Source organism: Allobosea sp. RIT-PG3_2, from assembly GCF_057321085.1.
Genome location: NZ_JBXWCA010000014.1, coordinates 35814 through 61017, shown reverse-complemented (window position 1 = coordinate 61017; position 25204 = coordinate 35814). Strand labels below are relative to the sequence as shown.

Genomic DNA, 25204 nt, shown 5'->3' with positions numbered 1-25204 from the left:
CGCTGGGACAAGCGGCTGGGCAGCAGGCGCGGCAGCTTCAGCTCCCAAGCCAGTCAGTGCCGCATGAGTCTTCGCGATAAGCTCGGGCAGATCGGCGCGGGTGACATTGTTATGTGCCACGTAGGCCGCAACGACCATCGCTGACAGATCGATAAGCTGGTTGTTGTCTTCAGACATTGGTTTTTGTGATCCCAGGAGATGATCGGAATGGATGGCGACGCAGACGTTGTCCTCGCCGAGGTTGGGGGTGAGCTAGCCGCTACGCCGAGCGGCTCGCAACAATTTTCGAGGCTGCCTTTGACTATATCATACGGAGCTAAAAGGCTGCAGCCTGTCGCAGCACCGGCGAGAGGGGGGTGATAGTACGTCTGCTCATTATTATGGCCAAGTGCCAAGCGGTGCGAAGACTGGCGGTCAATGAGGCGTCGAGCCGTCGGATTTTGCCACGAAGGTGAGACGCCTGTCCGATTAGGCAATGACAAGGAGGACAATATCGGACTCATCCTCCAACTCCGCCCTCATCCCTTGTGAGAAGCTGCCGGGGTCGACCGATCGATATCGCCTATTAGCGTGCCGCTGCACCACCATCTGTGTTCATTATGGACAAGGCGATAGGCAATCGGGATCCGTGCCGTCGCGCATCGACGGCGACTAGGTCCGCCGCGATGTAAGCCAACCGCGCCCGCTCCTTCGCGGCATCCTCGACGGAAACAGTCGGCCTTAGTTTACTCCACGCGGTCTCCAAAGCGGCGTCCGCGCGGGCCAGGTCGACCGGGTCAATCAACGACGAGAACGGCATGTCTCCTCCCCCCGCGGGGCGTGCGGCCGAAAATTTAGGCAGCCGCATCGCCGGCGCAAGATTGAGGCGAGACTAAAAAGCCCGCCAGCCAGACGCAAGCGGGGCAGCTCAAGCCAAAGGGATCGGTCGGGCGTTTAGGCCAGGGGCTGGATGGCCGCTGACGACCTAAATCGGTCGTCAGCGGCTAGTCCCGAGTGCGAAAAGCTGCCCTTTGCGATTTCCAGCATTCTTCTGGCGCGGCGCCGCGCCGGCCCAGCTAGCGCATTTAATTCGCGATGCGCGATTGAAGCCCCGGTCGAGCATCCTCCGTGGCCTGCTAAGCCGCATCGCTCAGGCCAGCGGCTTATCTGCCGGCGGTCAGGAGCCCATGACCACCTAGTGCGGCGAGAATCCAATCCGCGTTATATTCAAGTTAGCATAACGAGCGGGCCGTAAGCTTGAGCAGAATTCTCTGAACATCTGTTCATAATCGACCGCATTGAGCCTTAAAGCTTCGGAAGCGAACAAGAGCGTGGAACTCTTTGTAACCTTTCTAAGTTGTGGGCACGTCTGGGGGATCAATTTGGAGGTCGTCTGATGAAGAAGATCATTCTTGCCGCTGCCATTGTGTTGGCTCCCATGGCGGCAGTTGCTCAGAATCCGGAAGGCGCGCGAGGTGGTGCTGCCGCCGGTGCCGCAGCTGGCGCGGTAGGGGGAGCGGTTGTAGGCGGACCAGTCGGTGCGGTCGTTGGTGGTGTCGGCGGAGCTGTCGTCGGCGGAATCGCCGGAGATAACACGCCCCGCTTCAAGACCTATGTCCGTCAGCATGAAGTTCCCTCGTACGCCTATCGCGAGGAAGTTCGCGTCGGTGCGGTGTTGCCGGAGCGTGGCGTGACCTATCGCGACGTCCCCGCGGAATTCGGCGTGAAGGGCTATAGCTATACGACGATTAATGATCGCACGGTGATCGTCGAGCCGAAAACCCGCAAGATCATTCAGGTGATCGAGTAAACCTTGGATGGCCCACCTTCTCGAAGGCGGGCCATCGGTTTCGAGGCGAGCCTCCCAAGTGCAGTTATCGGCCCGCGACCCTATCGCGGCCTTGAGGCTTACCCATTCTCATCCTTGAGAAACTCTCATTTTCCGGAGCAATCCTATGAAGAAATTTCTATTACTCGCCCCGCTGGCGTTTATCGCGATGCCGCTGGCGGCGGCCCCCGCTCTTGCTGAAACGGTGGTCATCAAGGAGCGGCGCCACGTCGATTCAGGTCTGCACCGCGGCTGGCGAAATGGGCATGGCCACGGCGTTCGAAAAGTCGTGGTGCGCCACGAAGTCGGCCATCGCGGCACGACGCGCGTCACCCAAAAGATCACCCATACCAACGCCTATGGCGACCGGGTAACGCGAAAAGTAACCCGCGATATCAATTGACTAAAGCGGGGATGGTCGACCGCCGTCCCCTCACTTTCAATGAGATCATCCAGCGGTTTTGCAGAATTTTGGGAGCAAGAAGGCGATATGCGACGTCCTCATACAGTATTGGCTGTTGTCGCGCTCCTTTCGTGCGGTTCTGCTGCATATGCGGCCGAGGACCATGAGGAGCGCTCGAATAATGTAGCGATCACAGGGGTCGAAGTCAGCACCCGCATTGCTTTGGGACGTCACTGGACTAACGGACCCCAAGCTTCGCCGGTCGAACCTGAGGACCGTGCGGCGGAGCTGTCGCGAGAGCGCAAGAATCGCAAGGTCAGGATCGTCTATCCGTTTTGAGCGCAAGGCTGCAGATTAGGCAGCACAAGCTGGGCCGCTGACGATGGCGGAGCGAAATGCCGGGCAGCTCTTGATGAAGGTCTGCCTCGGTCAGGGAGTCGAAGCTCGCTTAGACCGCATTCAGAGTGAGCTGGCGGGCTCAGCGAGAGTCAGCTTTCCAAACATGACGCTGTGCGGCGAATGACGAAAAGGCAAGGCGGGTGCCCCGCCGTGCTCTGTGGTCCGAGGTCGGTCTGCGCGATAACCGGAAGTTGGCAGTTTGACGGGAGGCGGACGCACGCGCCCTGCGTGCCGTTATCTCTGATGCTTCCAGAGGCAGCCTCTTTGGAACCACTTCGAGCAGGAACAAAAAGGTTTAGCGTAAGGAACCAGTGATTGCTCCGGGCGTAGATGCGTCCAAAATAATGATGCTGCAGCCAGTATGCGCCAATCACCCAATGGCAACGACCAGTGCCAGACGTTCGCGCCATTGCTTGGCCATGGCGCTTGCGAGGTCGTTGTAGTCGCGGGGGGCGGTCGGGAGAACCCGGCACCTTGTTTTCACCGATCAGCAGGGTCAGAGCGATAGCGAAAACTGCGTCGATAAACCCCTCGAGGCGCTTGAGTCCGCGCTCGGCGCCGTGCGTCTGCGCGTCGCTGACCATACGCCTCAACGTCTGGGCAACCGCAGGCTTCCCGAAAGCCTCCCCAAGCATGTCGAATGCCTTTTAGCCAAGCGAGCATGCCCGATCAGCAGCATACATTGAATCCGTGCGCCTAACGGCCGCTAGAACGTCCTCAAGGCCAGCGTTTCCAATCTGAAACGTTGGATGGACAACATACCCCCTCCCCTACATCCAGCCAGAACGCCACATCCCGCTCACGCTTGCGATCCGGCCTTGGGGCGTAATCGCCGATGCCTGGCGAGCTCGGCACAGCGCGGGCCCCTCGAAACTCAGCTCTTTCGCAGGACTGGTAGCTTTACACCCCGCCTTCCGAAGCACCAAAGCGAAGCCCCCGTCGATTGGGCCAGACCAGGAGGGTGACGAAAGCTGGCCAGCAGACCGGCGGCGAGAAGGTTTCCGCGCGAGACATGCGCCAGACTTCTTCGTGTTCGGGCTGCACCGCCGTCCAGGGCTGAAGACCATCGACATGCCGGCGCGGCGAGCTTCAAGCCGCGGGCGCGAGTGGCCTAGCGGCGACATCGTCCAATCCATCAACCCTGCGTGCCGCGGGTCCCCAACTTTGGTCCGTCGGTCATGTTGTTTCTGTTCCAGCTGAAACGGGCCTCAGTGACGGCGATCTGGAATATGAATACATCTCACCCATGACCTGGTCAGCATCGCTTGGGCACCAAAAACGGGTAGGGGTGTTGCGCATCCGCACTAGTGGTCAAACTTCTTTCACCCATAGTTAGGGGATCCCAACGAGGGGCGAGGACAAATCAATGAAAAAGTTTCTGGTGTTGACCGTATCTGTTGCGCTGATGGGCGTCGGAGGATGTGCTGCGATCGGCAAGGGCAAAGGCAAAGCCCCACCGCCGGTTTCTGCTCCGATCGTTACGAAGGGGTAGCCATCTCGATAGAAAACGGCCGATCAAATCGGCCGTTTTCTTACTCTGAATTGAGTTCCTCTGGTACTTCAAAGACCCGGCTGCCGCGATAGCGCTTTTGAGCTTTCTTGCGGAAGCGGGAGTTATGCGATGTGGTGTGGTCTGAACCATCGAGCGCCCTCTTGGGCTTTCATAGTTTGCGCTGTGGGACTTTTTTGCGGGTTTGGGCCGCGACCAACCCATGCACGAGATCGTGCTGCGCTCTCTCCCGGCCACGAGGTGGCCGCCGCGCTGAACTCAGCCGGCAAGGGACAACATCACACATCTCGACGAGAAGCTGACCAGCGAGCCGGGCAGTATTTCGTGGAGTTCCGGTCGCGCTACGCCCTCAGCTATGGCCATACCTTTCTTGTCCATGGCCGGTTGAACGCCAGAGGCGAGGTAGGTCAGGTCACGGCGGACCAGGTCGCCGGATTACACCCGGCAGGAGAAGGTCCGCAACTTTGGTCCGTCGGGCATGTTGTTCCTGTTCCATCTGAAACGGGCCCCAGCGACGGCGACCTGGAAGATGAATACATCTCGGCGCGCTTCAGGGTCGTCATGGACGAGGCTCAGTACCGTCGCGTTGCAGCGTATATTAGAGACAAGCAAGAGACCTCCCCGATGTGGCATGCCGTTCTCAATAACTGCAACAGGTGGGTCGGGGAGGTCGCGCAGTTCATGGGACTGGAGGCGCCTAGCAACACGCTGCTCTATCCGGCCGACTACATCGCCAGTCTTCGGGCTCTCAACAATGGAAAGGTCAAGGAGGTCGAATTCACCTCCGACCGCGTTCAATAACGAGAGCCTTTTTCGCTTTCACGCGCTTGCTGGGTCGTCCCCGACGGGCGGCTAGCAAACCGAACTCACCCAGCAATCAGCGCAGAACGAGAACTGGGGTTCCGACCGCAACGCGGTCGAATAGGTCGACGATATCTTCGTTCAACATCCGAAAGCACCCATAGGACACGAATGTGCCGACGGAATTGGGCCGATTGGTGCCGTGAATTGCATATTGGCCGCCCCCAGAGAGCGTAAGCGCGCGCGCGCCCATCGGGTTTCGTGGCGATCCACCGGGAATAACGTCCGGAAGCATTGGGTTATCGCGCTTGATCTCGTCAGGCGGCGACCAGGCCGGCTCGACATGCTTGCCCTCGACCAGCACTTCGCCGAGCCATTGCTTGGAGGCCTTCCCAACGGCCACGCGATACCGGATCGCAGAGCCATTGCCTTGCACCAAATACAGGCTCCGCTCCTTCGTCCTGATAACGATCGCGCCTGGCACCGCGTCGCCCTTATAAGCCACGATTTCGCGTGCCCGAACCGCTCCCGCAATCGCAAACGACACCAATACGATGCCCGCCCGAAGCATTACCCGAAAGATCAGCATTTCTATGACGCCCACATTATCGCAATCACAGTAGCCCAATGGCTTCCGACTGTAAATCGGTAGCAGAAAGAGCACAACAGCTGTCTGACATGCCGAAATTTGATGACGGCTCGCGCATTCCGCGCTAATAGCCTGCCGAAATCTTATCGGGATCGCAGAATCAATGACATGATTAGCAAACGATCAATTGGGGAAGTGAAGAGAAATGTCCGAAATTGACCAAGAGATTGTCGCGCTCGTCGCTGATATCGTTTCAGCGCGTTCGTTCGTACAACAGCCTGCCACATTCCGATCTGCCGGGGTTGAGCCTCATGAGCTCAAGTACTGTACCCAAAAATTCGGAGTGTCGGCTGAGCAGCTGAAAGCCGCCGTCGAAAAGGCCGGCGTCGTTCAGCAGCGGTGGCCCAGCTACTAGGCAAGCCCCTATAAGTCGAAAAGGGCCTCGCTCACAGAGCGAGGCCCGGTACGCGAAAGGCAATATTGTCACGTCGAGATGCTAGACGGCAGCAGCTCGGCCTCTTGCGCTTCAGCCGCGGGCGTAACCCCGATCATCATCGCCCCAGCGCCGCACCGTATTGTAGGAGACGGAAATGCCGCACTCCAGAAGCATCTCCGCCACCCGGCAAAGCTAGCGGAAAGCGGAAATACAGCCCCACGGTGGGCCGGTGGAAGCCGATGGCGCTTGTAGCCGATGGTCAGCGGGGTCACGCACGCCCACCTACACGGCTTCCCGCAATGCCGGAGTTAACGTGACAACGCCGTTCTGGCTCTGCCGCGTTTCCAGGGAGGGCATCAATGTTGCGGTCGTTGGTGGGTTGCCCCAACCATTCAAACATTTATCTGGGTACAGATCCCTTTAGGCGAGTAGCCTCCGCTGAGGTCAAGTACCCGGTACTTTTGAAGCCAATGCTGTCCTGGAAACGACGGATGGCGGCACGCGTCGACCGACCGAATTTTCCATCAATGGGTCCTTGGTAGTAGTTCAGACGCTGTAATACTTGCTGGAGCTGTCGGCGGTCCGCTTCGGACATTTGGCTCTCAGCGGGTAGGGTTGCGATTGGGGCTGAAGGCGCTGCCGAGGGAGGTATTGTTGCCTGTCCCCGCTCCGCTGTCGCGGTTGGGCTTGGCGACGTGGTAGGGAACGCCGCGGGCTGGTTGGACTGTGCGCTCACAGGTGGGGGGAGGACGGTCTGAGCGGCGGCGCGGGCGCCGGAGGCGGAGCACTGGCCTGAGGCGCGGGCGCTAGAGGCGGAACACTAGCCTGAGGTGCAGGCGGGGGTGCGCCGGGCAGACCCGACGGAGCAACAGTCTGCGAGCTTTCGTGGAACGTCCAGTAAGCCATACCGGCGACTAAGAGTGCGACGACAGCGAGGCCCGAGGTCAAGCTCGTCTTCAGGCCAATCGGCAGGACTCCTTGCTTGGTTTCTTGCGACAACGGCCACATGAGGCCACGACCCGTTCAACCAGACCATACCCCATTGCCTATGGAGCTGATCCGAGATTATTTGCTGAATCGCCGGAGGATAGATCGTGAGCAAATCCATCGGCTTGGTCTGCGAATGAGGCTCACCAGCCCCCGTAATAGGCGGGGTAGCGGTGATGCTTGTACCACCCGCGATGATGAGCGCGATTCCAGCCATAGTGGCGGCGGGGGCCATGGCGATACATGTTGTAATGCCCATGGCCGTGATGCCATCCATGTGGCTTGGCTTGCGCCTCGCCGCTGGTGCCACCAGCGCCAAAGATCAGTCCCTGCGGGCCACGGCTCCCATCGCAAGATGGTTTTTCATTGTCGCTGTCTCCCATGGCTGGTCCGCGAGCGGCTGTTCTGCAGCGGTCTGAACAAGAACAATCATTTTTTCAGGGCGGTTCCCTTCTGGGCATTCACGGGAACCTCGGCGAGTCGGATTTCGCCCTGAGCAAAGCCGACTTACACGGCGGCTGTCGCGTTTTGCCATTGCTGCGCGGCCGCGGCTCGAAAGAGACGCAGCGTCGCTCGGGAGATGAGATGGCGCTCGAGGAAGAGATTGCGGACGGCGGCATGTACGCGGAGAACGCGCTGTGCCGACAGCGGCTCCTTGGAGGGCTGTATCTTGCGCTCTCGTCGTTGGATCACCTGGTGTGAGTTCTCAGCCCGATTGATGCTGGTCTGCCCCCTAGAAAGTTCTCTAATCGGGCTGGTCAAGTTGCCTGATTGAAGGCCGCGCGGACGACGTCGCGCTGGCTCTGGCCTCTTCATGGGTTTGACCAGATCGCGGTCGCATATCGGCCCAGGCTCTTCTGCGACAACGGCAGCTTCTAAATCTCGGCAGGCAAATCCCTGGGTCACCTTAGCCCATCGGCTTGGATCCGGTCCGGATTGAGTCTGGGTGTATAACCGAGATGAGGAGTTCGCTCAGGCCCGACCAAAGGATTTGCACGCCGAGGGTGAAGAGGATGAAGGCGGTTAAGCGGACGGCAATGTCAGTTCCGCCTTGACCGAGAACCCTGCGAATCCGGTCGGCGTACGAGAAGCAGAGCCAGATTGCGAACGCAATCACAGTAACAGCGGCAAGGCTGGCGAATATGAACAACAGCTCATCGGCCGGCTGCGAGAAAGTTGTCCTCGAGATGCCGATGCTGATCACCACCGCGATTGTGCCCGGGCCGGTGGTGAGGGGCAGCGTCAATGGATAGAACGCCAGGCTGAGCGGATCCCCGACAGGTGCGGCGTCGCGTGATGCCTCGATGGCTTTGTGGCTTCCCCTATTGAGGAGATTCCAGCCGGATACCGCGACGATGAAACCACCCGCCGCGCGCAATACAGATATTGAGATCCCGTAAAACTGCAGGATCAGCGCCCCAAGTAGAAAGGAGCACACGAGCACGAGCAGCGAGTTGATTGCGACCCGTAGAGCCAGTGTGCGCCGAATATGGGGTGTAAATCCGCTTGTGAGCCCGATAAACACAAGCGCAGTTCCCGGTGGGTTTACCACGGGAAAGATCGCCGCGAGCACCACTAAAAACGTATTGATCCAGGTTTGCATAGGTGGCGCCTCCAGCTGAGATTAACTTTGCACGCTGAGTTTTTATTTCCGATTGGGCATGCCGGAGGACACCTCTGCGGATAGATAGGTTCAACAGCAGTTTGTCTGTCGTCAACTGATTTGAGACTGTTGACGGGTCTCAAGAACGGAGGCCCTGGCTGATATGGGTTTGAGGTTATGCGCTCCGCAGGCGGCGCTGCAAGCGTCGGTTCTGAATGGTCTGGCGTTGACCAGTTTCGACGCTCCACCCAAGCTTGCACAGGAAGCGAAGCCACTGCACGCCAGCTCCGACTGGGCCAATCGAGTAACGGCACCGCCCGAAAGCGCACCTTCCTGACGTCGGCTAGGGGCCAGAAACAGAAGCGAGAGGCTACGCGGCTTCAGCCTTCTCTCTCCGCCCGACATCTCCCAGCCGGTCGATGCGTCCCGTCCGGAAACCCCCACGCCGGCAACCTGATCCTCAAGCGCCGCTGCGCCCAAGCCGAGCTCGACCCGCAATGGCGTCCCCCAGCCTGCGGCGATGCAGCAGTCGCCGCACCGCTCCGTCCAGCAGGCCGCATCCTACACGACGCCGATCGGCAATTCAGCCAAGCCGCCCGCCTGGCACTTTGAAACGTTTTGTCGACGCGGTTGGCGCGAGCTCCGGCGGACTCATCTGAGATTGAAGGTACATCGCTTGGAACGCCGCACTGGCCTCCCCCGCCGAAATCGTTGAGCGTGACGTGCAGCAGCGGCCTGGGCCCGTCGTCATCGCGATCCCTTCAGAGTCGATCTCACCACGGCGGCGGACTTTAGAATTGTCAGCGAAGGCCGGAAGCCACCCAGTTCTGCTCGGCTCACGGATGCGTGGTACGAAGTCGAGCCAGCATTCCTGATGCGTTGGAGCAGCGGCAACGTACCCGGTTAGCCTATATAGGGGCTGCGCTGGTGGCCGTCGTGGAAGATGAGGATGATTTGAAGCGGAAGGTCCTCGATCTATACTGGCAATCGGCGCTGGGCATGAGCCCCGGAGGGAAGCGGGACAAGGCACCAAGCGTGCCGGCAGCGCCGAATCGGCAGGTGGGACAGGAAAATCAGTAGCAGCCGTTCGCCTGCGCGCGGCGACGGCGATGCCGGCCGGGCAGTTAAGGGAGCGGCCAACGCCACGCATCGTGGCGGCGCCCCGCGAGCCTGATCCAACCGATGGGTTTTTTGATTGAAGAGACGCCGGCCGAGGCAAAACGCTACACCGCACTCGGCCGGCACCCTCTGCGTAGAAGGCACGCTGTATAGTGCCTATCGTAAGGTAAACAAAGCGATAAGCGCTTTCGTCAGGCTTGGGCCTTTGACCGACCCCACTTCGCGGCCATTGGTGCGGAGCACGAGCAATCTTAATGTGACAACGCCTCTTGGTGCGGCCGTCACCTCGCCGCGCCACGACCTGTTCACCGCTCTCGGAGGCACAGGTCGAGGTAGATCGGGGCGTTAGAGCGCCGTGATGTTCGGCGGATCATGCCCAGCGGATCGCCCTTGTGGCAAAGCCCTGCGCTCGGTTCCGCCTCATCCACGCGACGCGCTCGTTCCACCTCAATCATCGACCTGGGGTCAATCACGACGAGCCAGGGCGCAATCGCGGTCGACGCCTCAAGCGATCAGCGCTTCCGTCGTCTTGTCAAAGATACGCACGCTGTCTGGATGGGCGCCGAATGCGACCGTGTCCCCGGGCCGCAGGATCGCCGTGGCCGGAGCCCGCGCGACGATGTGCCCGATCGGCAGATCGACCAGCACGAAAGTCTCCGAGCCCTGCGGTTCGGCAACGCGGACTTTGCCCTCGATGCTGATCGGCAAATCGTCCCGCTCATCAGTGACCAGGGTGAGCTCCTGTGGCCTGATGCCAAGAACGATCGCCCGCCCGGCGTCGGGTCGCCTCGGCAGGCCAGTCAGGCGCAGCGAGGGGCCATTGGGACCGGCGTTCAGCCCGAAATCCGTTACCGTCGCATCAATCATGTTCATTTCCGGCGTGCCGATGAAGCGCGCGGTGAAGATATCGACTGGGCGGTTGTAGAGTTCCATCGGTGCGCCGACCTGCAGGATGCGACCGTCCCGCATGACAACAATGCGGTCGGCGAGCGACATCGCCTCGACCTGATCATGGGTGACGAAAACGATGGTGCTGCGCAGGCGCTGGTGTAGCTGCTTGATCTCCAGCCGCATCTGCCCGCGAAGCTGCGCGTCAAGATTGGAGAGCGGCTCGTCGAACAGGAAGGCCACAGGGTCGCGCACCATCGCTCGGCCTATGGCAACACGCTGGCGCTGGCCACCGGAGAGCGCCGCCGGCCGCCGTTCTAGATAGGTTTCGAGGCCTAGCATTTTCGCCGTCTCGCCGATTCGCGCCTGTTTCTCGGCTTTGGAGAGTGTCGAGGTGTAGAGGCCGAAGCCGATGTTCTGGGCGACCGTTAGATGCGGGTAGATCGCGTAGTTCTGAAACACCATCGCAATGTTGCGGTGCTTGGGCTCGTGGTTGTTGACCACCTCACCGCCAATGCGCAGCGTGCCGCCGGAGATCGCCTCCAGCCCTGCGATCATGCGCAGAGTGGTAGATTTACCGCAGCCCGAGGGTCCGACGAGGACGACGAATTCGCCATCTTCGATCGTCAGATCGATGCCGTGGACGGTGGCGACGTTGCCGTAGCGCTTGGAGATATTGTCAAGCTCGATCCTTGCCATCACCCGCCTCGTGCAATGTTGAGAATGCGGCGGTCGAGTTCCGCGACGGCGTCAGCCTCGTGCTGCCGGTTTGCCTCCGCGCGCGCCTCGAAGCCTGCCAGCGCCGCATCGTAGCCCGCCAGCGCAGCGTCCATGGCTGCGGGGGCCGGGCCGCCGAAGCGGTCGCGGACGCTGACGAAATGCTCGGGCGAGACCATGCGCGCAAACTCTGTCGCACCCGCCGCGGGCTTGCGTCCGACATGATGCTCGAAGGCTTTCAGGAAGACCGGATAGCCGTCGCTGGGGAGGTCGCCCGCCATTGCCACTACGCCGCGCGCGACATCGGCGGCGATCTCGTGGCCGAGCCGGAAGGAGAGGCCCTCGCTGCGCACCAGCCAGTCGGCGAGTTCGGTGATGGTGGCACAGGAGCGACTGAGGTTAACTGCGACGCGCTCGGGGTCGATCCGGCCGGCGCTGATCGTGGCGGCGAGCAGGTCGAGCACCCGGTGGCCGACATCGAAGACCTGGTAGCCCATCTCATGGGTGTCCGCCTCGCTGTCGGTCATGTCGGTGAAGGGCGTGTTGTGCATCACGTCGATGACGGCGCGCGAACGGCCGACAGCCTGGCTGGAGAGATGCCGTAGGTGCTCGAAGGGCACCGGGTTGCGCTTCTGCGGCATGATCGAGGAGATTTGCACGAAGGCGTTGGGCAGATAGAGCTGTCCGACCTCGAAGCTCGACCAAAACTGGAAGTCCTGCACCGCTCGGCCGAGATGCAGGAAGATCAGCGAAATCGCGCTGTAGACCGATGTCAGGTAGTCCGTCGCGGCGATGCAGGAATAGGAGTTCTGCAGCGGCGCTGAGAAGCCGAGCAGGGCCGCGACGCGATACCGGTCGATCGGAAAACCCGAGGTGGTGATCGCGGCCGCGCCCATCGGGCAGAGATCGACGATGGCGCGGGCCGCCTCCAGCCGCTCCATGTCGCGGATCAGTACCTCGGTGATGGCGGAGAGATAATGGCCATGGGTCGTGGGCTGGGCTGGCTGGCCGTGGGTATAGGCCACAATCAGTACGTCGCGGTCGCGCTTGGCGACAGCGATCAGCGCCGCGAGCAGGCCGCGACAGGCGGCGAGCAGCCCGTCGATGCGGGGCTTGAAGCCGAGCTTCAGGAAGGTGTGGTCGATGTCGTTGCGCGAGCGCGCCGTGTGCAGGCGGCCGCCGATATCCGTGCCGGCACGGGCCTTGAGCTCCCGCTCCATGTAGAAGAAATAGTCCTCGACATCGCCGCCATAGGCCAGCGTGGCGGGATCGATCTCGTGCGCCATAGCCAGCAAGGCACTGGCGATCACCGCACCTTGGGCCGCATCGAGGATACCGGTCTCGACCAGCATGACCAGATGGGCCCGGTCAATCGCGCTCAGCGCCCCGGCATGGTGAAGCCTGGCGCCGTCGAAGAGCGGCTTGAGCACGGTTGCCCGATAAACCGGATCGGGGAACTCCGTGTGGTCGTTGGCCTGCAGAATGCCCATGTCGAAACCTTGAAGTCCTCTAGCCCTTGACGCCCGCGAGCATGACGCCGCGCACGATGTAGCGTTGGAAGAACAGGAAAATCATCAGCGTCGGGATCGTCGCGAGCGAGGCCCCCGTCATGATCAGTTCCCACTGGATGGATTGCTCGACGGCGAAGCTCGATAAGCCCACCGGGAGCGTGTAGAGCGCGGAATCGGTGGTCACGATCAGCGGCCAGAAGAAAGCGGTCCAGTTGCCGAGAAAGGTGAAGATCGCCAGCGCCGAGAGCGCCGGGGTCACCAGCGGCAGGGCAACCTTCCACCAGATCGCGAATTCGTTCAGCCCGTCGATCCGCGCAGCCTCGAGGAAGTCATCCGGCACGGTCTCGAAGAACTGCTTCATCAGGAAGACGCCGAAGGCGGTGATCAGGCCGGGGAACATGATGCCCCAATAGGTGTCGACCCAGCCGAGCTTGCTCGCCATAAGATACCAGGGGATGACCAGCATCTCGGTCGGAATCATCAGCGTCGAGAGGATTGCCAGGAACACCACCTGCCGACCGGGAAAGCGGAACTTCGCCAGCGTGTAGGCGACAAGGCTGTCGAAGAACAGGCAGGAAAGAGTGACGATGGTGGCGATGCTGACGGAGTTCAGGAACCAGCGGCTGAAACGACCGTCCGAGAGCACTTTGATGTAGTTGGCAAAGCTCGGTTCGGTCGGGATCAGTTTCAAATCGTAGACCTGTCCCGCCGATTTCAGCGAGGTGGAGAACATGAAAAGCAGCGGGGTCATCATCACGACGCCGCCAAGGAATAGCAGCGTCCAGGCGAGGATGCGGCCGGGGCGGATCGCGGAATAGTGCCGTGCCAACTGGAAAGTTGGGTCAGCCATGTCAGCGGCTCCTCAGGATCCAGAGCTGCGCCATCGAAATGGTGAACAGGATGGTGAACAGCACGACGGTCTGCGCCGCCGCATAGCCCATCTGGTAGGACGAGAACGCGCTCTGGTAGATCATCAGCACCAGCGGCTTGGTCGAGTTCAGCGGCCCGCCGGGATCGTTGCTGGTCATGTTGTAGACCTGATCGAAGATGCGCAGGAATTCGATCGAGGAGAAGACGACGAGGAAGACCGTGGTCGGCTTCAGCAGGGGAATTGTGATGCGCCGCAGGAGCGCGCCCTCGCCAAGCCCGTCGATGCGCGCCGCCTCATAATAGCTCGTCGGGATGGCGCGCAGGCCAGCCATGAAGATGATGATCTGGAAGCCGAGATGCGCCCAGATCGCGGTGGCCATGATAGCCGGCAGGGCCTGCTCGATCGAGCGCAAGAAGGGCTGCGTCGGCAGGCCGACGGAAGCCAGCATGCTGTTGATCACGCCGATCGGGACCGGCTGGTAGAACCAGCGCCAAACCCAGGCCATTGCGGCCGCCGTGGTCAGATAGGGCAGGAAGTAGAGCGCGCGGATCGTGCCGTGCAGGAAGGTCACGCGGTCGAGATAATAAGCGATGGCGAAGGACAGCGCTATCGCGATCGGCGTGCCGAAGATCAGATAGGCGAAGGTGTTGCGGAAGACCTGCCAGAACACCGGATCGGCGAAGAGCCGGCGGTAATTGTCGAGGCCGACGAACTTTGCCTCATTCAGCAGGTCCCAGTCGGTCACCGAAATGTAGAAGGCCTCGATCGTCGGATAGAAGCGCACGACCGTGAAGAAGATCACCGGCAGGGCAAGGAACGCCCAGGCCCAGATGATCTGCTTGGTCGAGATTGGCAGCCGCCCCCAGGCGCCCCCCGGGCCAGCGCCCGGAGGTCGATATGTCGCTGCGGTCATGATGGCCGCCTCTTACTTGGCCTTGAACTTGTCGAGGATCGCCTGCTCGCGATCGGCAGCAACCTTCAGCGCCTCCTTGATCGGCGTGTCCTTCAGCAGGACCCCGTTGATCATGTCGATCGAGACCTGGCGCTGCTGCGCTTCGTCGACCATCGGCGGCGTCGAGGCATAGGAGAGTGCGCGGATGAAAGGGCCGTAGACCGGGTCGTTGACATTGGCATCGGTCATTGCGACAGCGCGGCGCGCCGGCAGTTCGCCGACCTTCTCGAGCCAGACCTTCATCGCCTTCTCCGAGGAGATGAACTGCATGAACTTCTCGGCCGCCGCCTTCTTCTCGCCGGTAGCCGATGCCGCGATGGCATTGGCGAAATAGCTGCCGAAATTGGCCTTCTTGCCGTCAACGGTCGGCAGTTCGGCGACGCCCCATTTGAAGGACTGGATCGTCTTGTAGGAGGCGACGCGGAAGGTGCCGTCGACGACCATGCCGGCCAGGCCCGCACGGAAGGCAGCCTGCCCCTCGTCCATGAAGCTCTCCTGGCCGACGCGATGGACCTTCTGGAGGCTGGTGTAGAACTCCAGCGACTTGGCGCCGGCCTCGGTGTTGTAGGCGACCTTGCTGCCATCCTCGGAATATGACTCGCCGCCATACTGGCGCACGAGTATCTCGCGCCACCAGTTGTGGTCCTGCCGGGCGATGTCGAGCGCGATGCCGACCTGCTGGTAGTTGCCGCCGGCATCGCGCTTGGCGATCGCCTTGGCGGCAGCGACGAATTCGTCCAGCGTCTTCGGCGGCTTCTCGGGGTCGAGACCAGCCTTCTGGAACAGGTCCTTGTTGTAGAACAGCGCCATGGCCCGAACGGCAGTCGGCAGGCCGTAATACTCGCCATTGCGCTTCATCGCCGAAACGATCGGAAAGAAGTCCTTCTCGATCTCGGCATCCTGGAATGCCCCCTTCGAGAGCGGTTGGACGAGCTTGCCGGCGATGAAGGTGTCGAGCCAGCCATAGAAGAGCTGCATCACCTCGGGGCTGCGCCCTGCCGCCTTGGCCGCGATCAGCCGGGTCTGGTAGTCGGCATAGGGGAAGGTGACCTGCTTGACAGTAATGCCGGGGTTCTCCGCCTCGAACTGCTTGATCACCTCGGTCATCGCCTGGACGCGGGTGTCGAAAACGTATTGCCAATACTGGATCTCGACGGCCTGGGCGCGCCCGAGCCCTGCTGCGAGAACGCCAAGGGCCAGCGCTGCGACCACGATCGGCCTGCGCATCGAACGACACGTGATCGTCATCAAGCTCATCAGTGTCTCCTCCAGGTGGTCGCTGTTTTCCAGCATTATTATGCAAGCGCTTGCATGCTATTCCGCAGCTGGTAATTGTCAACCGGTGGCATGGAGGGTAAATCTCATGACATTCGGGAGGCGCAACGGGCCAAATGACACATCGCTCGATCGCGCAGGACGAACCAGCCCGCGAGGGCGCACCGCGCAAGAGCAAGCGCTTGCACAAGGTCGCCCCTGATCTAAAGACCCTGGCCATTGCGCTCGGCCTGTCGCAATCAACAATCAGCCGTGCCCTAAGCGCCCATCCCGGCATCCCCGAGACGACGCGGCATCGTGTCGTCGCCGCCGCCGATGCGATGGGCTATAGTCCCAACGCAAGGGCGCGCAGCTTGGCGACGGGGCGTACCGAAGCGATCGGCCTCGTCTTCCCGCTAGAGCGGCTGCAACTGCCCGAAACCAATTTCGTCGATGTGCTGGCGGGCATCTCGACTGCGGTGACCCGGCGCAATTACAGCCTGCTGCTGACTCCCTTCGAGGATGACGAGGCGGCCGTGCTGCGCAAGCTGGCCTCCTCGAAGACACTTGACGGCGTCATCATAACGCGGCCGCTGGTCGACGATCCGCGCATCGCCTTGCTGAATGGCCTCGGCCTGCCCTTCGTGGTGCATGGACGCAGCGAGGTGAGCGAACCCTATTCCTTCGTCGATACCGACAACGACACGGCGTTCGAGCGCCTGACCAATCTGCTCATCGACTACGGCCACCGCAACATCGTGGTGGTAAATGGGCTCGACAAGTTCCGCTACGCGACGGCACGTGCACGAAGCTTCCTTCGCGCCTTCGCCACGCGCGGCTTGACGCCGCGGCCCGATGCCATCGAGTTCGTCTCCATGACCGAGGTGACCGGCTATGAAACCGCGACGCGCCGCCTCGACGGCCTCGAACCGCCGACCGCCTTCATCTGCGGCTCGGTCTTTCAGGCGCGCGGAGTCTATCGGGCGATCGCCGAGCGTGGACTTTGCGTCGGCTCCGACATCTCCGTCGTCTGTCACGATGATGGCGTCCGCGGGATCAGCGCCGACCAGTTCGTTCCGCCCCTCACGGCAACCGCTACCTCTATTCGCCTAGCGGGCGAGGACCTCGCCATGATGCTGATCGATCAGATTGAAGCGGGGACGTCGGCCCCTCTCCGCAAGATCCTACCTTTCGATCTGACGCTTCGCGGATCGGTCGGCCTGGCAGCCACCTCAGAAGGCTCGCGCGGGCCCTGCGCGTCGGGTGATTGAAGCTGCTATTGCGTCTGCAGTAGTAATTGCAAATCTCGCTTCTGTTCATCACGCATGATCTGTCGCGGCAAAGCGGTTTCGGATAGGATCATCGTTTATGCTTAAGGGGAGGATCGTGGAGATGGGCGCAAGTCCTCGCATCGCCTGCCAATGCCTACACGAGGCAGCTGATCTATTCGATCCCACATCTACGAGTGGGTCGGCTGGACGAGAAAATTTCTGCGGATCGGGCAAATGACCGTTCTGGTGGTCATGTTGCGAGAAGTCAGCACCGCTGAGACTGATCGTATCGGATGCAGGTTCAACGCCATTGGCACGACGCCGCGCCGCATTTCAGGATAGAGGGCCGAGAACGTCCACGGTCCACCCGAAAACCGATCATTCCGACGGCTGAGCGCCGCACAGCGCCAAACCCGCACACCCGAGCAGCGCCGGAAGCGGACTGTCATGGTACAGGGCGATCGTCGCGGAGAGAGCACTGCCAGGGGTCCAACTCCGGCCGCTCACCCGCACAGCTACAGTCGTGCCGGACCCGTTAACCAGGCTCTATCGGCCAAACGACGAGTCGCAGGTTATGCGCGCTGCATCAGCATTTCGCGTAAGCCCAACAGCGTCTCGCACACGGCTTCCAGCTCGTGGACATCAAAGCCATCCCGCAGCTCCGGGATGTGACCAGCAATCCGGCCGCCCAGAATCCCGGTGAAGGTCGCTGTACCATCTGAGGAGACGACAAGGCCATTGCTCGCCTCGAAGGACGTATTCCAGGCGATGGCCTCCTCGCGCAGCAATCCCGGCGGCAGGGCGAGCTCCAGCCTGCCTCCGACCAGCTTGACTGGATAGCCTCCCGGTAGGCCGTCAGGTCCGGGCACATGGCCCTGCCAGCGCCGACCGCCTGCCATTGCCAACAGCATCGGGACACCGCTCGCGCCGGAAATCTCGATCACCGGCTCAGGCGTGAGCTGGATATCGGCAAAGCGAGCGTAGACATCGGCCACTTCCTCGCCGCCCAGCCAGACGCGCGGGGCGCGACCACCGCGTTCCTCGGGACGGCGACGCCAGGCGGCGAGGTTTTGGTAATGCGCAAGAACCTTGACCTCGGCACCGGCAGGCCTCGCGGCCGAGCCAGCGAAGACGTTGGACAGGATCGCGACATTGCCCATGCCGCAGGAGACGTCATGACCCATCGCGCGAATCATGCCGTTGACCACGTCGGGGAAGCAGCAATTGACCAGCGTCACCGGCTTGCCGGCCCGCGTGATGGCGGCGGCGACGCGGGCGCTGATCAGCGCCTGGAAGACGGCGGTCGCGCTCAGGCCCCCCTCGGCGACTAGGCCCGTCCATGCATTGCCGCTTTGGGCGATGACCTGCGAGGTCTGGATCGAGGCCGCCTGCACGACGATGCGTGGGTCTGTCGCCGTGAGCAAGACGTCGGAAGCATCCGGCGCCAGCAGGTCGATCTCGTGGGTGGCGAAGCGCGCCGTGGCTCCGAAGAGCGCAGCGCGGGCATTGGCGGCAGTGCGCAGCCAGTTCAGGCGTTCGAAGTTGCGCCCGGCGATGATCACCTCGATCGGCTCGCGGGCGGCTGCAGCGATGTCGAAGGCGATGCGCGCGGCGAAGCCGCCGGTGCCGGAAATTAGGATGTCGCAGCCGGCCATATTAGCGCCCCGTCGCGGTTGCCCTGTCCCAGCAATCGTCGAGCCGGGGCGAGAGCTTGTGTTTCATGATGCGCTGGCTCGCCGTGCGCTCGAACTCGTCGACGAGGGCGATGTAGCGTGGGTTCTGGTAGGGCGCGAGGCGCCGGCCGAGCCAGCCGGACAGGGCCTGCGGGTCGATGACCGCGCCATGGCGCGGCTTGACGAACAGCTTGATGTCCTGCTCGCCGATATCGGCGGAGACGCCGATCATCGCGCAATCCTCGACCGCTTCATGCTCGGCCGCGACATGCTCGACCTCCCAGGCCGAGACGTTCTCCCCGCGGCAGCGCACGCTGTCGGTCATGCGGCCGTGGAAATATAGGTTGCCGTCGGTATCGAAGGAGCCGAGATCGCCGGTATGGAGGGCGCCGTTGTGCAGCGCTTTCACGGTCGCCTCGGGATTGTCCAGATAGCCGGGGAAGATTGCGCCTTGGATGCTGGTCTTGACCACGATCTCGCCGCGCTCGCCCGCCGCGACGGGCCTGCCCTCACCGTCGAGCAGCCTGATGGTGAACCAGGGCATCGGCTGCCCGACGGAGCCAAACACGCCGCTGGTGTTGCAGGTCGTCAGGCTGGAGGCTTCGGTCATGCCGTAGCATTCGCGGATCTCGACCCCGAAGCGGTCGCGGAACTGCGGCCAGATATCGGCCGGACAGCCGCCGCCCCAGGCGATGCGCACGCCATGCTCGCGATCGAGCACGGAAGCCGGCTGCTTCAGAAGGATCTGCAGGATGCCGCCGAGATAATGGATATGGGTCGCGCCCTCCTCGCGGACCTGCGTCCAGAAGCGGCTGGCGCTGAAGCGCTCGACCATGGCGAGCGATACGTCGCGGATCATCGGCAGCGGCAGGAGCTGGGCGCCGCCGATATGATAGAGCGGCTCCCAGACGAAGAAGACCTCGCCGGGCTTGGCATCCGACAGATAGAGCACGCTCTCGGCCGCCAGCCGCAGCATGCGGTGCGAGACGATGACGCCCTTCGGCCGCCCTGTCGTGCCGGAGGTGTACATAATGGCGAAGACGGCATCCGCGGCTGGGGCCGGTCCGTCGAAACGGGCGGTTACCACGAGCACCGCATCGAGATCTCCGCCCGGCGCATGCAACAGCATCGGCAGGGTCGTGTCGGGCCCCATCGCCTCGGCGATCTGGGGTGCGAGTTCGATGTCGGCGACGACGAGGCGCGGGCTGGAATGGGTCAGGAGATAGTTCAACCCCTCGCCGCGCTGGTGAGCATTGACCGGCACCCAGGCGACGCCGGCCCGTGCGAGCCCGAAAACTACGGCGATACTGGCGAGGGAATTTCGCATCATCACCGCGACGCGGTCGCCCGTGACGATGCCGCGCGACCGTAGATGCGCGGCGAAGGCGGCCGAGCGCCGCTCCAACTCGCCATAGCTCAGCGGCTCGCCGCTGAAGCGGGCATAGACGCGATCCGGCTCGGCAGCGGCGCGCGCGGTCAGAAGGCCTACGAAGCCGTCTTTGTCTGGGGAGGTCATGGTTGCGCTTCAGTCGTCGATGTCAGGAAGAAGAGGAGGAGCGGAAGCGTTCGGCCAGCAGCAGCATCACCGTCACCACCACGAAGACGACCACCGAAACCGCGGCCAGCGTCGGGTTGAGTTGCAGGATCATGTCGTCCCACATCTGCTTCGGCAGGGTCGTCTTGACGCCACCCGAGACGAAGATCGCGATTGTCAGCTCGTCGAAAGAGGTGATGAAGGCGAAGAGGAAGGCCGCGACGAGGCCGCCCTTAACAAGCGGGATCGTCACGCCCGTCAGGGTGCGGACGCGGTTGGCGCCGAGCGTCGCCGCCGCCTGATCGAGCCGCTGATCATAGGTCTTGAGCACGGCGGCGATGGTGACGAGCGTGAATGGGATCGCCAGCACGGTATGACCGATGATCAGTCCGAGATCGGTCGCGATCAGGCCCATCCGCGCGAAGAGGTAGAACAGGCCCACCGCGATGACGATGCGCGGAACGATCATCGGCGCCAGGAAGAAGGCGAAGATTAGCCCGCCCCAGCGCGTGCGGCTATGGGCCAGCGCCAGCGCCGCGAAGCCGCCGATCGCGGTCGCAGCCAGCGCCGTAACGAAGGCGACGCCAAAGGAGCGCAGCGTTGCCTGCAGCCAGAGCGGGGATTCAAAATAGGTGCGGAACCAGCTGAGCCCGTAGCCTGGCGGCGGGAATTCGAGGAATTGCGAGGAGGTGAATGCGAGCGGGATCACTATCAGCGTCGGCAGCACCAGAAACCCGATGACGAGCCAGCAGAAGCCCGGCAGCATACCCTCGCATATGCGGTTGCCTAGGAATTTCTGTGCAACAGCTGCGACGCGCCCCGCAATATCGGCGACAATGCCGAGGATGGCGAGGCCGAGATCGCGGATGCGTCCGCCTCCGACCTGAGCCGAGCCGCCGGCGATCGTCGAGATGCCGAAGAGCCGGTCGTAGATCCAGCAGGAAACCAGCGCCGCCGCCAGCATCATGGCCGCAAGCGCCCCCGCGAAGGACCAGTTCAGCAGCTCCTGCACCTGGGTGATGATGAGCTGGGCGAGCATGGTCTCCTGCCGCCCGCCGAGGAAGGCCGGCACAATGAAGAAGCCGAGCGAGGAGATGAAGACCAATAGCCCCGCCGCCGCGACGCCTGGCAGAGAGAGCTTGAAATAAACCAGCCAGAACGCTCGCGCCGGGGCGGCGCCGAGGGTCTGCGCCGCCTGCACGAGGCGACGGTCGATTCCGGTCATCACCGGCAGCATGGTCATCACCGCGAGCGGCACCATCGCATGGACCATGCCGACCATCACGCCGAACATGTTGTGTAGCAGCGGCAGGGGTTGGTCGACGAGGCCGGATCCCGTCGCAAGCGAATTGATGATGCCGCTGCGGCCGAGCACGATCATCCAGGCGAAGGTCTTGACGAGATAGCTCGTCCAGAACGGCACCATGACGAAGAGCAGCATGCGGCCGCGGAACATGTCGGGCAGGCGCGCCAGCCAATAAGCCAGCGGGTAGCCCATCAAGAGCGACCAGACCGCCGTCCAGCCGGCGATGCGGAAGGTAATGCCGAGCACGCGCAGATAGACGTCGGTCGCGGCGATGCGCTGGTAGGCGCCGGCCGAGAAGCCTCCGCTCTCCGGATCGACGACGCTGAGGCCGAGGAGCTGTGCAACCGGCCAGGCGAAGAAGACCGCGAGGAACATGAGGCCGGGCACCGCCAGCCAGAGCGGACCGAACCTGAGTTTGCTCCGGCGCGCCGGAGCGGTGCCTGCCGCGACCGCGCTCATGCAACCAGCACCGCCTTGTCGCGGGCCCAGCCGGCGACGATGGCCTGGTCGATGGCGGGCACCGGATCCTCCGGGCCGAGCCGCAGCACGAGCGGGCTGCCGTCACCGAGCGAGGCGATTACGCGCGTTTCCGAGCCGGCATAGACGATTTCGCTCACCCGGCCGCAGACGGCATTGCCGTCGCGTTCGCCGAGATGGAGGTTCTCCGGCCGGATGACGAGCGCCGCGTCGTTGCTCTGGCAATTCGCGCCGCTCGGCAGGGCGAAACGGCCATGGGGTGTGTCGAGCGCACCTTTGCCGTCCCAGCTGCCGCGGAAGATGTTGGAGAGGCCAATGAAATCGGCGGCGAAGGCCGTGCGCGGGCGCTCGTAGATCTCGCGCGGCGTGCCGAGCTGCTCGATCTTCGCGTGGTTCATCAGGCAGATGCGGTCCGACATCGCGAGCGCCTCCTCCTGATCGTGGGTGACGTAGACGATGGTCGCACCGCTCTCCCGGTGCAGCCGCTTGATCTCGATCTGCATGTGCTCACGCAGCTTCTTGTCGAGGGCACCGAGAGGCTCGTCCATTAGGATGATCGAGGGCTGGTAGACGAAGCAGCGTGCCAGCGCGACGCGCTGCTGCTGGCCGCCGGACAATTCGCGCGGGAAGCGCCCGGCGAGATGGCCGAGATGGACCATATCGAGCGTGGAGGCGACCCGGCCGGCGATCTCGGCAGCCGGGCGCCCACGCATCTTGAGCGGAAAAGCGATGTTCTCCGCCACCGTCAGGTGCGGGAAGAGCGCGTAATGCTGGAAGACGAGACCGATATCGCGCTGGTGAACCGGCATGTTCGACTGGTCGCGTCCGTCGATCACCACCCTGCCCTCGCTGGCCTCGACCAGACCGCAGATCAGCTGAAGCAGCGTCGTCTTGCCGGAGCCCGAAGGCCCCAGCAAGGTGAGGAACTCGCCCTCTGCGACGCTGAGCGAACTCGGTTCGAGCGCCGTGGTCGCGCCATAGCGCTTGCAAAGCGCTTCGATGACGAGCTTGCCCTCGACGACGAGTTGGGCCGATTTCGGCTGGTTTGCGGTCATTCCGGCACCCGTCCTCATCGCCGTCAGGTCAGGAGCCAGGAATTGAAGCGCTCGGTGACCTTGGCACGATTCTCGCTCCACCAGCTTTCATTGGCGATCGCCATCTGCTTCAGGTTTTCCGGTGAGGTCGGCAGGAGTTTGGCGCGCTCGGGCGAGATCGTCTGGTAGGCGTCAAGGTTCGTCGGGCCATATGCCAACGCCTCGGTATAGACCGCCTGCTGCTTAGCGTCGGAGCAGAAGCGGACGAACTGACGTGCCACCTCAGCTTTTGGGCCACCCTTCGGCAAACCCCAGCCCTCGATCGAGTAGAGCCCTTGGTTCCAGATGATCCTGGCCGGTGCACCGCCATCGATCGCAGCTTGCAGGCGGGCGTTCCAACCGGTGGTCATGTCGACTTCGCCGCTTTGCAGAAGCTGCGTCGACTGGGCGCCACCCGTCCACCAGACTGCGATATGTGGCTTGATCTTGTCGAGAACCTTGAAGGCGCGCTCGATATCGAGCGGATAGAGCTTGTCGAGCGGCACCCCGTCTGCGAGCAGAGCCTGCTCGATGCTGTCTATTGGGTTCTTGCGCATCGAGCGCCGACCGGGGAACTTCTCGACATTGAAGAAATCCGTCCAGCTCGCGGGCGCGTTCTTCACCTTGTCGGTCCGGTAGGCGAAGATCGTCGAATAGACGTCCGTGCCCATGAATTCGGGCGAGATCGCCTCGGGCATCAGCTTGGGCACATCGGCATGCGCGAAGCCAATCGGATCGAGCAGGCCCTGCGCCTTGAGGATGTCGCGGGCCGAGAGCGTCAGCGTGCAGACGTCCCAGGTATAGGACTTGGTCTCGACCATAGCCTTGAACTGGGCGGTAGGCTCGGCCTCGCGGGCAACGTTGACGACCTTGTTGCCGGTCGCTTTTTCGAAGGGGTCATAGAAGGCTTTGCGGAAGGCGGGGCCAAATGGACCGCCGGGATCGGCGACCGTGATCTGGGTCGCGGCGCGTGCCGTGCCCGCCAGGTAGGGCGTTGCGATCGCGCCGGCAGCGAGTTGCAGCAAGGTGCGCCGCGTCGGATTCGTGGTCAGGTTCGACATCGTCTACTCCCCTTTCAAGCGGTTTTCCGCATTTCCCCGTGGGTGATCGGATGGTAAGATGGTGTGATTAGGCCGTCTTCCGCGCCGCGCGCTTGGCGAGGAAGGCCTCCATCATCCGCGCCGGCTCGCCGGTGGCATAGGCGGCGCGCTGGTTGCGGATACCGGCGGCGAGGCACTCGCGGAAGCTCTCCTCGGTGACCTCGCGGAAGCGCGCCTTGTTGAGGCGCATGGCGACCGGCGGCTTGCTGGCGAGTTCCTCGGCAAGCGCGAGCGAGGCCTGCATGACCTGCTCCTTCGGCACGATCCGGTTGATCAGGCCGATGCGGAAGCACTCGTCGGCATCCATCATCCGGCCGGTCAGGGTCAGGTCAATGGTGCGGGCGATCCCGATCATCTCCTTCATGATCCAGGGACCAGTGACCGAGGCGATGCCTGAGTTGATCTCGGGTTGGCCCATTGTGACGTCGGCATGGCCGACGCGCAGGTCGCAGAGCAACGCGACCTGGAAGGCGGAGCCCGCCGCAACGCCGTTCAGCGCCGCGATCAGCGGCTTCGAAAGCGAGCGCATGCGGTCATAGAGCCGCTCCCATTCACCCATCCAAAGTTCGGCGCGGTCCGAATCGAAGGTCTTGGTCTCGTTGAGGTCTTGGCCAGCGCCGAAGGCACGATCGCCCGCACCCGTCAGGATGATTGCGCGGACGGCCTCGTTCGCCTCCATCTCATCGAAGCAGGCGACCAGCCGTTCGCGCATCGGCGCGTTCCAGGCGTTGAGAATCTCGGGGCGGTTGAGGGTGATGATGCCGACAGCGCCTCGCACCTCGACCAGAACAGAGTCCTTCATAGCGCTCTCCGATGAGTTACTATTGCAATGCAATAACTTCTATTGCTTATTCTGCGCCAAAGGCCCAGCTTGTCAAGATCGTTAGCCGCAGCCATTGATCGCGCCGAGGAGAGCAGGCCCT

23 protein-coding genes are annotated in these 25204 nt (G+C 62.5%); 7 read left to right on the top strand and 16 right to left on the bottom strand.

Features of this window, described 5'->3' with window-relative positions; translation table 11 throughout:
* Nucleotides 1-177 (bottom strand): MucR family transcriptional regulator (locus AC2FAN_RS26740; RefSeq protein WP_485177006.1); only part of this gene is annotated, 177 nt, incomplete at its 3' end.
* A gap of 1198 nt (nt 178-1375) precedes the next feature.
* On the opposite strand from AC2FAN_RS26740, the gene AC2FAN_RS26735 reads away from it, so the two are divergent.
* Both AC2FAN_RS26735 and AC2FAN_RS26730 read left to right on the top strand, forming a co-directional pair.
* Nucleotides 1376-1789, top strand: coding sequence for a DUF1236 domain-containing protein (locus AC2FAN_RS26735; RefSeq protein ID WP_442865083.1), 414 nt, complete (start codon nt 1376-1378; stop codon nt 1787-1789).
* 145 nt (nt 1790-1934) lie between these two features.
* Entirely contained in the window at nt 1935-2210 is a 276-nt protein-coding gene (locus tag AC2FAN_RS26730; RefSeq protein ID WP_265055319.1) for a hypothetical protein, read from the top strand.
* 488 nt (nt 2211-2698) lie between these two features.
* Here the strand turns inward: AC2FAN_RS26730 and AC2FAN_RS26725 are convergent, their stop codons facing one another.
* Complete coding sequence (locus tag AC2FAN_RS26725) at nt 2699-3193, bottom strand: TMEM175 family protein (RefSeq protein ID WP_485177003.1); 495 nt, start codon at nt 3191-3193, stop codon at nt 2699-2701.
* Between the two features lie 782 nt (nt 3194-3975).
* On the opposite strand from AC2FAN_RS26725, the gene AC2FAN_RS26720 reads away from it, so the two are divergent.
* Both AC2FAN_RS26720 and AC2FAN_RS26715 read left to right on the top strand, forming a co-directional pair.
* On the top strand, nt 3976-4101 hold the full coding sequence (locus AC2FAN_RS26720; RefSeq protein WP_265050157.1) for an ABC transporter: 126 nt from the start codon (nt 3976-3978) through the stop codon (nt 4099-4101).
* A gap of 258 nt (nt 4102-4359) precedes the next feature.
* Complete coding sequence (locus AC2FAN_RS26715) at nt 4360-4920, top strand: hypothetical protein (RefSeq protein WP_265050158.1); 561 nt, start codon at nt 4360-4362, stop codon at nt 4918-4920.
* A gap of 76 nt (nt 4921-4996) precedes the next feature.
* Here the strand turns inward: AC2FAN_RS26715 and AC2FAN_RS26710 are convergent, their stop codons facing one another.
* Entirely contained in the window at nt 4997-5509 is a 513-nt protein-coding gene (locus AC2FAN_RS26710) for a L,D-transpeptidase (protein ID WP_485177002.1), read from the bottom strand.
* Between the two features lie 205 nt (nt 5510-5714).
* On the opposite strand from AC2FAN_RS26710, the gene AC2FAN_RS26705 reads away from it, so the two are divergent.
* Nucleotides 5715-5924, top strand: coding sequence for a DUF3606 domain-containing protein (locus AC2FAN_RS26705; RefSeq protein ID WP_485177001.1), 210 nt, complete (start codon nt 5715-5717; stop codon nt 5922-5924).
* 421 nt (nt 5925-6345) lie between these two features.
* Here the strand turns inward: AC2FAN_RS26705 and AC2FAN_RS26700 are convergent, their stop codons facing one another.
* Complete coding sequence (locus AC2FAN_RS26700) at nt 6346-6540, bottom strand: peptidoglycan-binding domain-containing protein (RefSeq protein WP_476808116.1); 195 nt, start codon at nt 6538-6540, stop codon at nt 6346-6348.
* A 758-nt stretch (nt 6541-7298) separates the two neighbouring features.
* Between AC2FAN_RS26700 and AC2FAN_RS26695 the strand changes: the two genes are divergently transcribed.
* Nucleotides 7299-7634 carry a hypothetical protein gene (locus AC2FAN_RS26695; RefSeq protein WP_485177000.1) on the top strand — a complete coding sequence of 112 codons (336 nt, stop codon included), beginning with the start codon at nt 7299-7301 and terminating at the stop codon, nt 7632-7634.
* A gap of 205 nt (nt 7635-7839) precedes the next feature.
* Here the strand turns inward: AC2FAN_RS26695 and AC2FAN_RS26690 are convergent, their stop codons facing one another.
* From AC2FAN_RS26690 to AC2FAN_RS26665, 6 genes are all read right to left on the bottom strand, one after another.
* Nucleotides 7840-8535, bottom strand: coding sequence for a MarC family protein (locus AC2FAN_RS26690; RefSeq protein WP_265055320.1), 696 nt, complete (start codon nt 8533-8535; stop codon nt 7840-7842).
* A 1623-nt stretch (nt 8536-10158) separates the two neighbouring features.
* Nucleotides 10159-11241, bottom strand: a complete 1083-nt coding sequence (locus tag AC2FAN_RS26685; protein ID WP_265055322.1) for an ABC transporter ATP-binding protein — start codon at nt 11239-11241, stop codon at nt 10159-10161.
* The gene (locus AC2FAN_RS26680; RefSeq protein WP_485176999.1) at nt 11241-12749 is read right to left on the bottom strand and encodes a lyase family protein; all 1509 of its coding nucleotides are present in this window, start codon (nt 12747-12749) and stop codon (nt 11241-11243) included. The genes AC2FAN_RS26685 and AC2FAN_RS26680 overlap by 1 nt, the downstream gene beginning before the upstream one ends.
* 19 nt (nt 12750-12768) lie before the next feature.
* A complete protein-coding gene (locus AC2FAN_RS26675) occupies nt 12769-13620 on the bottom strand; it encodes a carbohydrate ABC transporter permease (protein ID WP_485176998.1) in 852 nt (283 codons plus the stop codon).
* A 1-nt stretch (nt 13621) separates the two neighbouring features.
* On the bottom strand, nt 13622-14554 hold the full coding sequence (locus tag AC2FAN_RS26670) for a carbohydrate ABC transporter permease (RefSeq protein WP_485176997.1): 933 nt from the start codon (nt 14552-14554) through the stop codon (nt 13622-13624).
* Between the two features lie 12 nt (nt 14555-14566).
* Nucleotides 14567-15820 carry an extracellular solute-binding protein gene (locus tag AC2FAN_RS26665; RefSeq protein ID WP_485177005.1) on the bottom strand — a complete coding sequence of 418 codons (1254 nt, stop codon included), beginning with the start codon at nt 15818-15820 and terminating at the stop codon, nt 14567-14569.
* Between the two features lie 164 nt (nt 15821-15984).
* Between AC2FAN_RS26665 and AC2FAN_RS26660 the strand changes: the two genes are divergently transcribed.
* Nucleotides 15985-17118: a substrate-binding domain-containing protein gene (locus AC2FAN_RS26660; RefSeq protein ID WP_485176996.1), complete on the top strand. Its 1134-nt coding sequence runs from the start codon at nt 15985-15987 to the stop codon at nt 17116-17118.
* A 572-nt stretch (nt 17119-17690) separates the two neighbouring features.
* Here AC2FAN_RS26660 and AC2FAN_RS26655 read toward each other — a convergent pair.
* The 6 genes from AC2FAN_RS26655 to AC2FAN_RS26630 all read right to left on the bottom strand — a co-directional run bounded on the left by AC2FAN_RS26655 (nt 17691) and on the right by AC2FAN_RS26630 (nt 25083).
* Nucleotides 17691-18773, bottom strand: a complete 1083-nt coding sequence (locus tag AC2FAN_RS26655; protein WP_485176995.1) for a hypothetical protein — start codon at nt 18771-18773, stop codon at nt 17691-17693.
* Between the two features lies 1 nt (nt 18774).
* The gene (locus AC2FAN_RS26650) at nt 18775-20307 is read right to left on the bottom strand and encodes a class I adenylate-forming enzyme family protein (RefSeq protein WP_265055329.1); all 1533 of its coding nucleotides are present in this window, start codon (nt 20305-20307) and stop codon (nt 18775-18777) included.
* Nucleotides 20308-20329: 22 nt separating this feature from the next.
* The gene (locus AC2FAN_RS26645; RefSeq protein ID WP_485176994.1) at nt 20330-22090 is read right to left on the bottom strand and encodes an ABC transporter permease subunit; all 1761 of its coding nucleotides are present in this window, start codon (nt 22088-22090) and stop codon (nt 20330-20332) included.
* Nucleotides 22087-23163 (bottom strand): ABC transporter ATP-binding protein, encoded by a 1077-nt coding sequence (locus AC2FAN_RS26640; protein WP_265055331.1) that lies wholly within the window; start codon nt 23161-23163, stop codon nt 22087-22089. The genes AC2FAN_RS26645 and AC2FAN_RS26640 overlap by 4 nt, the downstream gene beginning before the upstream one ends.
* A 23-nt stretch (nt 23164-23186) precedes the next feature.
* On the bottom strand, nt 23187-24242 hold the full coding sequence (locus AC2FAN_RS26635; protein WP_265055332.1) for an ABC transporter substrate-binding protein: 1056 nt from the start codon (nt 24240-24242) through the stop codon (nt 23187-23189).
* A 67-nt stretch (nt 24243-24309) separates the two neighbouring features.
* Nucleotides 24310-25083, bottom strand: coding sequence for an enoyl-CoA hydratase/isomerase family protein (locus AC2FAN_RS26630; protein WP_265055333.1), 774 nt, complete (start codon nt 25081-25083; stop codon nt 24310-24312).
* Nucleotides 25084-25204: the final 121 nt, after the last annotated feature.